Here is a 14,549-nt window from a genome sequence, read left to right on the forward strand (position 1 = left end):
GGACACGTGGACACCGTTAGGTTGATGACGCCGCTGCTCGCCTGAACTCGCGAGGCGAGCGGTATTTCAGGGCTTTGTGCGGGTGGCGCTCATTGTAATGTTCAAACGCAATGGCCAGACGCGAAAGCGCCGTTGGCACGTCGGGCTTGTCCATATAGGCGACGTAATTGTGCTTCATGGTCTTCACGAACGACTCAGCCATGCCATTGCTCTGCGGCGAACGTACGGGCGTGGTCAGCGGCTCCAAGCCCAGCTCGCGCAGCGAAGCTGCGCGTGCGATGGTCGATGTAGGCCGACCCGTTGTCCGTCAGCCATTCGATGGGCTGCGCCGTCTGCGTGGTGCCGAAGCGCTGCTCGACGGCCGCCAGCACCACGTCGCCGCTATGCCCGCCGGTCGTAGCAGCCCAGCTAATCGCTTCCCGGTCGCAGCAATCCAGCGCGAACGTCACGCGCAGCGGCATGCCATCGTCGCACCGGAATTCGAAGCCGTCCGAGCACCAGCGGGTATTGCTCCTGTCCACGGCCACGCGACCATCGTGCCGCCGCTTGTCTCGCCGTACGCCGGGACGACGCAGCAACAAATGGTGCTCACGCATGACCCGATACACGCGCTTGTGGTTGATGCACGGTGCGCCGACCATCTCACGACTGCGGCGCAGCAGCGCCCAGATGCGCCGGTAACCGTAGGTCGGCAGGTGCGCCACGTGGGCATGGATTTCCTCGACCAGTTCCGTGTCGTCGGTGGGCTTGGCACTGCGACCATCTTGCCAGTCAGACGAACGAGCCTTCTTCACCGCCACAACAGAGCGCGCCACGCCGAGAACTTCGCAGACCGCTTTCAATGGTCGTCCCCCGGCAGCAAGGGCGAGCGCGCAATCAGGTTTTTTGAACGGCCCCATTCCACGGCTTCCTTCAGGATTTCGACTTCCATTGTCTTTTTCCCGAGCAGCCGTTGCAGCTCCTTGATTTCCTTGATGGCTGCGGCCAATTCCGATGCGGGCACTACGGTTTCTCCCGCTTTCACTGCCGCCAGACTGCCTTCCTGGTATTGCTTGCGCCAGCCGAACACTTGGTTAGGGTTCACGCCGTGCCGCCGGGCCACGGCTGACACCGAGGCGCCCGGTGCCAGCGTCTCTTGCACGATGGCGATTTTTTCCTGCGCCGTGCGCCGACGACGGCGCTCCGGCTCGGTCAGAATTTCGATGGGTTCCACGTAATGACTAGGCTTACTGATAGGCACAAGACTATCCGTTATTTTAAGAGAGTCCTTGTGTCCTCAGATACGTGGGGCCGCTCCACTCTCGTTATAGGTTGCCCTCATCCCATTCAGATCCCTCTCGGCCGCCCCTAGAGTATCGATGTGGAGCAGGCCCCTGAATCTCCGGACACGGTCTCCCGCTTAAACTAACGGGTAGGCATAAGACTGTGTTTTTGACTAACACCAGGCAGGAAGTGATGGAAGTGTTGACGGGCCCGGAGCGTCGCCGGCGCTGGACGGCGGAGCAGAAGCTGGTCATGGTGCGGGAGAGCTTGGAGCCGGGGAGGTCGGTTTCGATGATCGCGCGCCAGCATGGCGTGAACCCGAATCAGTTGTTCCACTGGCGCAAGCTGTACCAAGACGGGAGCCTGTCGGCGGTCAAGGCTGGCGAGGAAGTGGTTCCAGCATCGGAGCTGGCCGATGCGCTCAAGCAGATTCGCGAGCTGCAGCGGATGCTCGGCAAGAAAACCATGGAGAACGAGATTCTCCGCGAAGCAGTCGAGTATGGCCGAGCAAAAAAATGGATAGCGCACTCGCCCTCGCTGCCGGAGGACGACCAGTGAAACTGGTTTGTGAAGTTCTCGGCGTGTCGCGCTCGAACGTATCGGCACGACTGTCGCGTCCGACGACGTGGCGCGATGGCCGTCAATCGCGGCAGACCGACGATACGAGCGTGGTCGAAGAAATCCGCCGAGTCGTCGGCGAATTGCCCAGCTATGGCTATCGCCGAGTCTGGGGCACGTTGCGCAATGAACGTGTTGCTGCCGGACAGGTGCCGTTCAATGCGAAGCGCATCTATCGCGTCATGCGCACGCATGGTCTGCTGATGCAACGTCGTCCGACTCCGCCTCGGCCGCAACGTCGGCACGATGGCAAGGTGGCCGTGGCACGCGGCAACCAGCGTTGGTGTTCGGACGGCTTCGAGTTCCGCTGCGACAACGGCGAACCGCTGCGGGTGACGTTCGCGCTGGACTGCTGCGACCGGGAGGCCATGAGCTGGGCTGCTACAACGGCGGGCCACAGCGGCGACATTGTGCGCGACGTGATGCTGGCGGCAGTGGAAAATCGGTTTGGCGACGAACTGCATACACCGTCCGAAATCGAGTGGCTGAGCGACAATGGTTCAGGCTATACGGCCAACGACACACGCCGGTTTGCGATGGACATTGGCCTGAAGCCATTGACCACGCCGGTGTGCAGCCCGCAAAGCAACGAGATGCCTCCCCCATAGCGCGCTGAAATACCGCTCGCCTCGCGAGTTCCGGCGCTCGATGGATTCAGCAACTTTAGTGTGACGCCGTGTCCGGGATTACAGGGTCAACTCCACACCCAATGGGCGGCATCCCATTCCTCATTGGGGCAAATGTCGCCATGATGGCTCGTAGGCTCGTAGGCTCGTAGGCTCGTAGGCTCGTAGGCTCGTAGGCTCGTAGGCTCGTAGGCTCTAGGGTGCTGAGATAGCTTGGTTTCCCCGAGGCCCGCGATTACCCGCGGCGCGGCAAGTTTAGGGGGCATGGTGTGTTCGACGCGAAACGCTTGAAGGAATTGGAAGTCGAGCCGCCGCACTGAAAAGCTGTTGGCGAGATCTGTACTGGAAAACGAGGTCGGACGTAAGGCGCTTGAGCGAACGCCGGTCCCTGTGGGTCATCGGCTAAGCGTCAGCGCCTATAGATATCGGCCAACTCCCGCGTAATCTGGCTTTGCGGTACCGATGTTGGAGCGTCAGCCGTTGAGACGCCCGTCGGCGTTCATCGAGTGCGGCTAATGGACTTTGTGTTTGGCCGAACCTCCGATTAGCGGGCTCGGACTGACGCTTTGGATCGAGCCGCTTTGTCTCGCAGGCTATCGCAGCCGATTCGCGCCGACAATGGCAGGATTTTGTGATTTCCCGGGCGCTACGGAAGGGGCGTCACTCCAATAAGTCAACGAATTCATCCAAAAATCTCTGACATGACCAAGCTAACAGTATATTTGCAGATCGGATTGACGCTAGATGCGCCTGAAGCTATTGCTATCCCCTTACCTGCCCCCCCAAAAGGGACAACCTGGGATAACCCGCTTAAAGACACCATTCCACCAGGAATTAAAGCGGATAACTCATCAACGGAACTTCGTATTTATGGAAGTGCGACCCAGGCTGGTCGATGGTCGATTCGTGTCTGGGACTCGAAAGAACTGAGTCTGTGGGAGTGTGATGTTGTCATTGGCAGCAAAATCAAAGTGTTTTTGCTAAAGGATCACCCTGTTGCTCAAAATGAAATAATTATTTCATTGGGGGGAGTGTCTTATGTCCCTTGGAGTGAGTTCGATCGTAACAGCAAACCTATTGATAATAAAGCCCCGCAGGGCATTACGTATGATATTCATACGGTGGGAGAGACTAGCAATCCATTCAAAGGTACTGGCGGAGGGCAGGTCCGCATTTGGGGGAGCGCGACCAAAGTTGGTTCTTCCACCCTAACGTTCCATAGCGATTCCTCTATGTCTGTACTCGCCGGCGGGAGAACGGTTTCGTTTGATATTGTTGTTGAAGAATCCATCGAGATATCTCCCTCTGATCTTACGTTGCCGCCTGCCGTAAGTGGAGATCCTTATAAAACGAAGATCACTGCTTCAGGGGGTTCTGGGCCTTACAAGTATCAAACCAAAGATAAGCCATCGGGGCTAACGTTGGCGTCCGATGGCACTGTGAGCGGCGTACTGACCGGTGATAAGCTTCGTCGTACAAGAGTCGAGTTCTGGGTGGGAGCGACCGATAGTGCTAGCTCAGGAGGGCATGTCGACGAGAGTGAGGAGATCTTGAATCTAAACGGTTGGCAACACTATGTAGTGAACGTTGAACCGAAGATTATCCTCGAGCCAGCGAGTCTTCCAATAGAACAAGCATTTGTAGGCAAACCCCTCGATTTTAAAATAACGATCAAGGGTGGGCTAGAGCCCTACACGTACCAGATTTTCGACAAAGAAGGTACCGCCATCTCAAGCCAACCATGGCTAAAACTTGATACGGATATCTCTGAAGGGATTGTGCATCTGCAGGGGACTCCGCCACAGGCAGGGATATGCAATTTTTACGTTGGCGCTACGGATTACGAGGGTTCGGGTGGGCACAAGACTGGCTGGAACGGTTGGTGCGAATATACGCTGAAGATTATTAGTGAGCCATCCATCACAATCTCGCCAACCGATACGCTGCTGTCAGGCACGTTAGGGCAACAATTCACGCAAACATTCAGTGCCTCGGGTGGAGAAAAGCCCTACAGATATAAAATTTGGAATATATCCACGGACACCCCGGTACCTAGCGATTGGCTGAAAATAACAGATGATAGTCAAACTGTGACTGGCGGCGTACTATCCGGCTGGCCGCCCCATGTCGGCGAATACAAATTCTACGTGGGAGCAGTCGATAAGAATGACCGCGGTGCTCATGACTCGGGCATGAATGGATGGCGTAGTTATACGCTAAAAATCGAGAATCCCGCGACGCCTGTGACACCAACGCCCCCCCCTGCGATTCAGATTGGCGGGCCGTCTGCACTTCCCAACGGCATGCTCAACCGAGCCTACCCAGCACAGACAATCGTGGCGGCCGGAGGCTCAGGGGCGTTTACATATAAACGATCTGGCTCGGTACCTCGTGGCCTCGACATAAACCCCAACACTGGGGTCTTTTCTGGCATCCCAAAGGAGGTCGGTGACTCATTCAAATTTTGGCTTGGCGCAACCGATTCCGACGGAAATGGCGGCCAAGAACACGGTATGAACGGTTGGCACGCCGAATACACGCTCGTTATTAAACCTGAGCTTACTGTCTCTTTTTCTGGCCCTACGGATGGGCATGTGGGACAAGCCTACTCTGGCAAGATAATTGTCTCGGGAGGCACTCCTCCGTATACTTATAAGGTTGCAGGACTACCTGCAACGCTATCACGTAACGGTGACGGTGATGCAATCTCCGGCACGTTGCCTGATGCGGGAAAATTCACATTCAGTATTACGGTGTCCGACGCTCTCCACTACGAGTCAGTCTATTCTCACCTGCTCTCTGTGAAACCCGCATCATCGAGCGAAAATCTAGTGATCCGATTCAGTGGAGAAGCATACGGGCGAGTCAACACCCCTTATACCGGGACACTCAGCGTAACGGGGGGACTCGGCCCATACGAAATCAAGGAACAAAAGACCCCTACGTTTTTACACTGGTCGAAAGGTGGTGATGGAAAATCTGATAGCGTCTCAGGAACACCTAAAGCCCCGGGGCTCTACGAACTGGACGTTCTCGTAACTGACTCTGCAGGTCACAGCGCAGAAAAAAGTTGGGAATTAGAAGTCGCTTCAGCGCCATCAGACATCGAGAAATCCCCTTTTTTTATACGAGAAGCATATGTGTCCCCCATATCCTCGATGGATGTTGCGCTGCATGTCGAAGGGGAAAGCATCGACCCTTTGAGCTCCCCCATCACTCACTTCGGAGTCAGTTGGGCGGGACACCTTGAGCGTGATTCTAGTAAGATTAGTTGGGTGACAGCTACGGCAAGCAATGGTGGAAAACGACTATTCGAAGTCTCAACGCCGGTTTCGCAGATAAAAGAGCCTCTTTATCCAGTGCTATGCGCTCAGTTGGAAAATGGCACTATCGTCGGAGAACACTTTGTTTTTCCAAGTGGCGATGGGCTGTTCAAGGTCATCGCTAAAGTGGCGCGGGGGGGCAGCCCCGTCGGTAGTCCAGAGCCTGTACCACTGACTGGAACTGGAAAATTAAAGAAGTCGTCGCCCATTTCCGTCAAGGCTAACGAGAAGTTTTATGTGGAATTTACTGTCACACCGATAGTAGGGCTGCGCCGAATCAATGTAGACGCGTCCTTAATCGGACTGACCAAACAAAGTGACAAAATCCCCCTCATAAGTCCTGCAGACTTGGCCGACGGAGACAAGGATTCATTACAGCGCTGGAATGGTGCAAACAGCACGCAGGTTCTCGCACTTTCAGATATTCATATAGGAAAATATTTTACAGCCGCCTTCCATCTTGAGGTCACCACTCCAGGAGATTGTTCTCTGAAATTAAAACTCTCGGATCCAGAAAACTTTCGAACATCCCTTAATAGCGCTTTTCAAGATGATGTCGTGTACGTCATCGAACTACACGCAAGCGCTTAATTTGGGAATTTGAGCCGATTCGCGATCTGACAGGTCGCGAGTCGCGCTAAGAGCGGCTAACAAAACCGGTCAACGAGTCGAGCGCAGATAACAGCGCAAGCCAAGGAAAGCAAAGCGAGGTGGGTTTGAAGAGATCGTTCGAAGCGGATGCGCAGCTTTCCGAAGCCGGCGAGCCATGCATGCGTGCGCTCGACCACCCATCGATGCTTACCGAGGCGGTCATTCTTCTCGATGCCTCGGCGAGCGATCCTGGCAATGATGCCGCGCCTATACAAGTGCTGCCGACAACGCGCGAAGTCGTAGCCCTTGTCGGCGTGCAGTTTGTCGGGTCGGCATTGCGGACGGCCGTTGAGGCCCGGCACACCCGGAATGGCGTCGATCAGTGCCTCGAATACCATCGAATCGTGGCGATTCGCACCCGTGACAGTCACCGCCAAAGGCACGCCTCGCCGATCTACAACAAGGTGACGCTTGCTGCCGAGTTTGCCTCGATCCGTTGGGTTCGGCCCTGTCTGTTCGCCCCCCCGGGGGCTTGAAACGGACGCCCCATCAATGCTGGCCCGACTCCAGTCGATCGATCATGTTCGCGCAAGCGCCTGAGTAGCGCCAGATGCAAGCGCTCCCAGATACCATCCGATTGCCAGTCTCGCAAACGGCGCCAACACGTCATGCCACTGCCGAAGCCCATCTCTTGTGGCAAGTCTTCCCACGGAATTCCCGTATGCAGGACAAACAGAATACCGTTCAGGGCTGCGCGGTCGTCCACACGAGGACGCCCACCTTTCGTTGAAGGCGCTGCAACCGGCAGCAGCGGTTGAAGTGCCTTCCATAGTTCATTGCTGATTTTTCTTCGTGCCATGCCACTTCTAACGCCGATCAGCATTCTTTCGATGACATGGTTTTGTTAGCCACTCTTATTCATTCTTCGTCGGTGCCACCGACGCCGATGATCAGGGTGGACAGGAACATGGTGGCAACGGATGGAAGACCTATTCGATAAAAATTCTTGAGCCTGATGTCAACGTTGTTATTACTCCTCATTTGTTGGTAACGGGAATTCAAAATGAAGATTATGCGAGTCGCCGACAAAGAATATGTGCCGCTGGGGGGGGGCAGAGCCTTACGTTTACAAGTTATGGACAGACAAACCGGATTGGCTTCATATTGACCCTCAATCTGGGTTGCTTTACGGAGTTCCGCCGGCGGTGGGTACTTACCATTTCAATGCTGGCGCTACTGATGCCAATAATCACGGAGGACAAGCGACCGGGAGTAACGGCTGGTTTAACTACAGTCTGAATGTCGTCGTGCCACCGCCCCCGTTAGATGTTTCTTTCACAGGAAAATCTTTCGGGAAAGTCCATACGGATTATGCGGGGACGCTGAGCGTGAACGGGGGAGTCCCACCGTACGTTATTACGAAGAGAAAAACCCCCACATTCTTGATTTGGTCTAAAAAAAGCGAGACGTCAGAGATTGTGACCGGACAGCCAAAAAGTCCGGGGCTCGCCGAGTTGGACATACTTGTAACCGACGCTGCTGGCCACAGTGTGGAAATCATGCGGGATTTGGAAATCGCGTCAGCCCCGTCAGATCTCGAAAAATCACCCTTCGTCAAGATTTCTGCCTTTGTAAATGGCGACGGGGGAAGTCGCTCACTTCACGTCAAAGGAGTTGGAATATACGACATCAAGCGCTTCGGGATTAGCTGGACCGGGCACGCTGAAGTTAACTCAGATCGGATTAGATGGTCGCAACCAATACCCAGTCCTGACAATGGTTGGGCATTCGATTTTTCGACATTAGTTGCAGCGCTAACGGAGCCGTTATATCCCCTACTGTTCGCGGAACTGACATGCGGCGGCACCCAGCTCGCGGAACACTTCGTTTTCCCGACTGGAGAGGGTCTGTTCGACGTTGTTGCTCAAGTGGTGATAGCGGAAGGTAGTCCGAAAACCGTGCCCATGGAAGGGACCGGTAGTATGAGAAAGTCCGCTCCTTTTCACGTTAAGGCCGGTGAGAACCTGCGAGTCGAATTTACTGTCACACCGGCGGTGGGATTGCGCTATGTGAATGTGGATGCTGCGTTAGTGGGTACGCATCTGGCCAGACAAAATAACGGCGCTGTGAGTGTTGCCCCGGCGGCAGATCTATTGAAGCAACCTGAGGATAGCAAACGACTTGAGCGTTGGAATGGCACCAACAATACCCAAGTGCTTGCGCTTGATAATATTCCCGCAAATAAGTCTTTTACCGTCGTCCTTCCTATTGAGGGGGTGGTAGGCGAGTGCTCCGTGAAATTTACGCTTTCGGACCCGGAAAACATCGGTACATCACTTAATAGTTCTTTTGAAAAGGAGGTCAATTTCGTTTTGCGCTTGCTTGGCAATACCTGAGTTTTAATTCTCAGATTGATTGCAACGAGCAAAAAACAAGTCCTCGGAATAGGAACTACAGACGTTAGCGATGACATGGAGCGGGTGAGCGTAGGCCATGGGTTGTGAACGGCTTTGTAGCCCAGCGCGAGGGGTTGGGGCCGTCGTTCCCGAGAGGCGAGCGATGGCCCGTAGCTCGTATTTGGTGCCGGCCCCTTTTTTGAGAGGCTGCTTGCCGACAAAGGGAATAACTGCTTTCTGCGTTGTAGACAGAGTTTGCGCAGACGATGCATTGAGAAGAACGGCTGGCTGGGCAAAAACTGATGGGCGTCGAGTGTACGCGCATGTTTGCGCTTGCGGCCTTGGGAAAGCTGCACATCTACTGCAGCGTTTGGAGGTGGTGGCGCTTGCGCGACCTGACTGGGCGGAATTCCTGTCCGACCTTCCGAGAAGTCCCACCTCCCAACTTTTGACAGTGTCTGTTGACCGACGCCCTCCCCTTCGGTCAACTCGTTGGAGTCAAAATTGCTGGCTAAACAGGCTTAGATTTAAAGTGAAAAATATAGTTTGTATTATTTTGAAACGTTGATTTTGTTGCCGGCCCAAAATCCTCCTCATCTGCCAAAAAAAGCGTAAAAGTCATTGCTTCCGATAAATTCTTAAAAGGAAATGTCAATTTTAGTGGCGTGGTTTTCGAGAAATCCGTGAGCGAAGTAATCATTGTCTGATTTGCTCCATTCCATTTCAAAAGAGGGCTTTCCTTATTTTGTCCAACGGCTATCGTGGGAGATTCGAAATTCTCGATCCCGGCTCCATGAAGGAGTCCGTAAACATTAACCTGCTTCATTTTTATTTTCGGGGTTATTGTAATACTCAATGCGCCTTGCTTCTCCGCCGGGAATTGACAAGTCGCCGACTTGGTGCGGCCATTTCTTGCGAGGGTTGGAGTTATTTGAGTTCCGCCAAAAATGACATTTATGTCAATTAATTCAAATGCATAATTGAAAAGTAGATGTTCCTTGTATGGCTCGCCGGCGCGTGTAAAAGAAGTCGCTTCCGGGTAAATGACGCCGTTATTTAAATTTGAAATAGGGGTGGAAATATCGAACTTAAGGTGATTTTCTTTTCCTGGTACGGCTTCGTGTTCAGTCATAATTTCGCTCGTCCCCCCTTCGCTCCACGTGAACTCAACTCTTTGGATCTCTTTCTCCGTGGAAAGCACGACAACGTCAGCATGAAGAGTATCGCCCGAAATTGACAATTCACTTTCATCCGCCAAAATTGGAGAAATTGAGTTGTCGATGGTAATCGCGAGTTCATGGGTCTTTGCTGATGCCTCGTCATTCTTATAATTTATCTTCAATTTTGAGTTGGCGTATTCCGCGTCACTTGGACTCGGAAGGAATTCCTTGGGAATTTTAATGGAAAATCTTGATGAGTCTGAGGAGTATTCGAAACCCGAGTCGGTGGAGATTGGTCCGGAGAATGTCTTCCCGTCGTTGAAGCTTATTCTCGCCTCAAGAACTGGGTATTCCACAGGGGGTTGTCCACCGGAAAAATCTCCGACAATAGAAAAAGAATCCGCGATTGCAATAAATTTTGTTCTTTGTAATTTGAAATCTGGAATTGGTGGCAGATAAGAAAATGGTTTTCCCGTGTAAGGCGGATTTTGGTTGGTGATGACAAGAATGGGGGCCGTAACCTTTCCGGTAAGGGCTATGGCGTCCCCAGTGAGAATCACCTCAATCGAGTCTGAGGGCTGCGTTATTTTTTCTGGGTCGTTCAATTCAATTTTGGCGAGATAAACTGCGTTCGGTGGATCTCCCTTTGTTAAATCTACCTTGGTAGGGATGAGATTTTCCGAAAAGGAATTTATCGACTTTGGCCATTTCACTTTCACCTCCTTTGCTGGGGGAAGGTGAAATCCGGTACCTGCGGCTTGCTCTTCGAGGCTTCCGGCAACAATGGTTACATAAGCATCTGTTGGCGCCTTGTATCGGATTGGGTTTTGAACAAAAATAAATGCTGCATAGGCATTCACCGGGATCTTTACGAGCTGAGCTGGGCTGCCTTCGCCGCACCGATCCATTACCCGAACGTAAAATGCTTTCTCAAGATTTCTCTCATTCGGTTTTTTTTCCGCGTCAAAAGTGACGGTATATTTACTTTCCTTAGCAGGAAGGAGAGTGGGGAAATCCTGCCAAGGTCCGTTTCCCCCCGCGGTGGAGTACTGCGCTTTGGTTACATGCGGAAGCTCAGCCGCAACCGGCTTATCCATGGTTAAGGTGATGGTGTGCGAGGCAGCCGTAGCGACCGCGTTCGGAGTTTGCTGCGGCGTATTTCTTACTATTGCCAACTCTTTCGATTCGCTCCAGATGAGGGCTTGTTCTGACGGTGTAAGATCATTAACGTCTTCCGCATAACTAACCCGCGCATACAGAACTTTGCTTTTATCTGCGTCGGTGGCCTGGACGGGAATCGAATTGGCCGTGAGCGTAGCGTTGGCATACGTCGCTTTAACTGGATTCGTCCATTTGTTTTTATCCAAACTGAAGCTAATAAATGCTTGCTTCACGCCCCCAAGCAGGGTTGTGCCTATGGTGGACGATGCTATTGTCAAGTCGCGAAAAATGAATCCGCCGCTCTCGTTCGGTGAAATGTTGGCGTCGCCAGCAATTGAGAATGTCGTCAGCACCGGTTTGGGTGGAAAAATGGATAAATTCAACGGATTTGCCGCTTTGGCTGGCTCGTCGTCGTTGGCGACAACCCACGCTCGCACTTGGTGATTCTTAATTATATTGCCAATCTTTGGGGTAACTTTAATATCCCATTCTATAGTTGTTTGAGTTGTTGGTTTGTCGCCGGGAAATGCCGAAAGCTCGGGAATTTCAGCAAAAAGTAGCTGCTTCTGAGAGTCGCCCCATTTGGGGCTGGTTATTGATCCGCTTGGACGCCCCGTATAGGAATTGCTGAATATCAGGGGCGAGGTAGTTGACGAAAGCGAGTTCATCGCGGGGGGGGATTTAAATTCAAGAGAGCTATCTAGCTCGACATATACCTGCAAGGCCGGTCGATCTTTTGCTTCAAGTGTTAAGGATAAATTAATCGTGGCCTCTTCTTGGGCTTTGATTTGATTGGTTTTTTTGCTATTGGCTAAAATTAGCTTGACATTATCTGTGTCTGACATGAATGCGCTCCTTGAAACCGAAAGAGAGGAATTGCCAATGTTTTGATTGGCACATTCAACGCGAATATGCCTAACATAGTGGCCAAATCATTAGCTCACCTTTGGCATTCCCCAAAAATGGGCGACGGCCCAACATGGGGTGCACATCGATTGCCTCGAATTATGGGCGTTCGCCCATTCCTCGCGAGGTGAGGAGGGGGGAGTATGGGCTTCAATATGAAGCATGCTCACTCCCAATTGATTTTTGCGAAGAAAGGTCGCCCGTCCCAGTTGCTAATGCGGCTGTGCCGGGGGCTTTGTTTTTGTGCAGTCGCTTTGTTTGAGTCTCGGGCCTATGCAGTTGGAACGGGGAGTGTAGTGCAAGGCGGAGTACAGGAAGGCCCCCGAATCAATGGGGCGAACCAACCGAATCTCGTTATTCAGCAGACCAGTCAGAACGTTGTAATTAATTGGGATAGCTTCAATATCAATGCAGGGGAGGCTGTCACGTTCAATCAGCCTAATAGGGCTGCGGCTGCACTCAATAACGTTTACAGTGCGGATCCCACCCAGATCCTCGGCACCCTGAAAGCGAATGGACGGATTTTTATTGTCAACCCGAATGGGGTGGTGTTCGGACAGGGTGCTTCGGTGGACGTGGGGGGATTGGTAGCTTCCACGCTGAGCATCAATCAAAACGACTTCATGAACGGCAACTATGCGTTTGCTGCGTCTGCAGGCACCGTGCCGCCCGGCGTTGTGACCGTCGCGCCAGGCGTCAATATCACCGCCAAGTCCTTTGTGGCGCTGCTCGGCGCCAGTCAAGTATCCAATGCCGGCACGATTACCGCCGGCACGGATCCCAACGCGGATAGCCGCGGCATCGCGCTTGTCAGTGCGAGCGCGGCCACGATCCAGTTGGGCAACTGGAATGTCGTCGTTGATCAGGCCACCCAGAACGCCCTCGTTCAAAACTCGGGCGATCTGATCATCGGGCAATCGCAGGCGGACGGCTCCATCCTCCTGAGCGCACAGGGCAGTAACGCGCTCATGCAGGCGCTGCTCGCGGGGAGCGTCACCAACCTCAGTCAAGGGGCGAACAGCAAGATTTCACTGACGTCGTCGGGCACGACGGAAGTGGGCGGGGAGATCAGCGCTGCGGCGGGTGCGGTCGACATTCAGGGGCGCGACATTACTCTTTCCGGCAACATCACGGCCGGCAGCGATGACGCCTCGCCGCCCGTGTCTGTCATCGTGGGAGATCAGGGCCTCACCAATAGCGTTACGCAAACGGAAGCCAGTACGATTTATGCGATGGGCCAAAATGCGGCGATCCAGATCGCGGCTCGCAACGTGCTTGATATGTCTGGCGCGCTACTTGCCCCAAATGGGCAGATCTCATTGGCGGCGCCGATAGTTGTTTCTGGCCTCCTCCTCTCGGTTGCCGATGTGGTGAATATCCTCGGGAAGGAGGTTCTCGCCCTGCTCCCTATTTATACCGAAGATAGTCTTGCTGTTTATCTCGGTGTCGATGGAGGGTTTTATGCGGCCGATGGACGAAGTCTTGATTCATCCGCGAATCTATATGCGGATCGGGGAAAGGTGGGGTTGATTCGCGATGACATATCATTATCCGGCACTGACACTTCGCCTGTTGCCGCTTCCGAATCACCTAGAACGCCTCTTTCTCGCCAGTTCCTCCTGACAGGATCTCACGGGGTCGTCTATGTCGATGGCGCAGGCCATCTTTACGACCGCGATGGTAACCCACTCAAGAGCGTGGTTATGGGAGGATCTGGGGATGAGGCAATTGTCGTTCGATTTGACTGGGGGGACATGGTGGTAGTTGGCAACAGCACCACCAACGAATCCTCACGCGTGTTCGTGATAAGTGATTTCCAAGTCGATGGGGGCTCTCCTGTGCTTCAGGCCATGCCAGCGGGCCTCAAAGCGGTTCGAGTGGGAGCATCTGGGCAATGGGTCTTGGCGAATGCGGCGGGGCAGGTATCTTTGCCAAAGAGGAGCAGCGCCTCCCGCGGTTTTACCTCTGAAAAGACGGGGCGGTCGATTGTGGGGATGGATGGCGGTCGCTTTGAGTTTGCCGACGTACTTGAGGGGGCGGCAGCGCGTCTGAAGCGTGAGGCGGCGCTGAGGGCAATAAAAGATATCCATGATGCCGACATTAGGGCGGTTATTGAACGCCGAGACGCGGGCGATCCTTTCCTCTCGCCAGAGGAGGTGGCAGACGGTGTGAGTGGGCTAGCAAAGTCGATCCGCATGTGGAATGACGCCGCCAGGATCCAATGGCAAACCCAGGAGTCTATTGATGCGTTAGGGCTTGCCAAACTTGCTTCAGATGCGGCTGCGAAACAGGCGCTTCTCGATCAGGAGAAGGTGGCCCTTGATGGGCGGCGGTTGGAAGCGCAAAAGCGGGAGCTTGCTGATGCGCAAGCGCGGGCTAAGGGCGCGTCAGACCAAGCGCAAGCGGACGCTCAGCGGCAGGCTGTCCTTGATGGGCAGCGGCTGGAAGCGCAAAAGCGGGAGTCCGACGATGCGCAAGCACGGGCTAAGGCTGCGTCTGATCAGG

General features: G+C 53.8%; 5 protein-coding genes and 2 pseudogenes. 4 read left to right on the forward strand and 3 right to left on the reverse strand.

Annotation, left to right across the window (positions count from 1 at the left end; all coding sequences use genetic code 11):
* Positions 1 to 16: 16 nt before the first annotated feature.
* Positions 17 to 1,204: pseudogene (locus tag C266_RS06095) on the reverse strand (IS3 family transposase).
* Between the two features lie 251 nt (positions 1,205 to 1,455).
* On the opposite strand from C266_RS06095, the pseudogene C266_RS06110 reads away from it, so the two are divergent.
* Positions 1,456 to 2,553, forward strand: a pseudogene (locus tag C266_RS06110) (IS3 family transposase).
* A gap of 655 nt (positions 2,554 to 3,208) precedes the next feature.
* Positions 3,209 to 6,421: a putative Ig domain-containing protein gene (locus C266_RS27280; RefSeq protein WP_144265724.1), complete on the forward strand. Its 3,213-nt coding sequence runs from the start codon at positions 3,209 to 3,211 to the stop codon at positions 6,419 to 6,421.
* Positions 6,422 to 6,477: 56 nt separating this feature from the next.
* On the opposite strand, the gene C266_RS26675 is transcribed toward C266_RS27280, so the two are convergent.
* A protein-coding gene (locus C266_RS26675) for an IS5 family transposase (protein WP_144265727.1) occupies positions 6,478 to 7,280 on the reverse strand; the annotation gives its coding sequence in 2 pieces (ribosomal slippage) (positions 6,478 to 6,998 and positions 6,998 to 7,280; 804 coding nt in all).
* A 346-nt stretch (positions 7,281 to 7,626) separates the two neighbouring features.
* Here C266_RS26675 and C266_RS27285 point away from each other — a divergent pair.
* Positions 7,627 to 8,817 carry a hypothetical protein gene (locus C266_RS27285; protein WP_144265725.1) on the forward strand — a complete coding sequence of 397 codons (1,191 nt, stop codon included), beginning with the start codon at positions 7,627 to 7,629 and terminating at the stop codon, positions 8,815 to 8,817.
* A 511-nt stretch (positions 8,818 to 9,328) separates the two neighbouring features.
* Here C266_RS27285 and C266_RS27290 read toward each other — a convergent pair.
* A complete protein-coding gene (locus C266_RS27290) occupies positions 9,329 to 11,983 on the reverse strand; it encodes a hypothetical protein (RefSeq protein ID WP_144265726.1) in 2,655 nt (884 codons plus the stop codon).
* 204 nt (positions 11,984 to 12,187) lie between these two features.
* Between C266_RS27290 and C266_RS06120 the strand changes: the two genes are divergently transcribed.
* Positions 12,188 to 14,549 (forward strand): filamentous hemagglutinin N-terminal domain-containing protein (locus C266_RS06120; protein ID WP_010804598.1); only part of this gene is annotated, 2,362 nt, incomplete at its 3' end.

The sequence above is a fragment of the Pandoraea sp. SD6-2 genome (genome assembly GCF_000389825.1).
Lineage (GTDB): Bacteria > Pseudomonadota > Gammaproteobacteria > Burkholderiales > Burkholderiaceae > Pandoraea > Pandoraea communis.

What these genes read in the sequence shown, in the direction of transcription:
- C266_RS27280 (WP_144265724.1), top strand. Translation starts at nt 3,209, where the DNA reads ATGACCAAGCTAACAGTATATTTGCAGATCGGATTGACGCTAGATGCG.
- C266_RS27290 (WP_144265726.1), bottom strand. Translation starts at nt 11,983, where the DNA reads ATGTCAGACACAGATAATGTCAAGCTAATTTTAGCCAATAGCAAAAAA.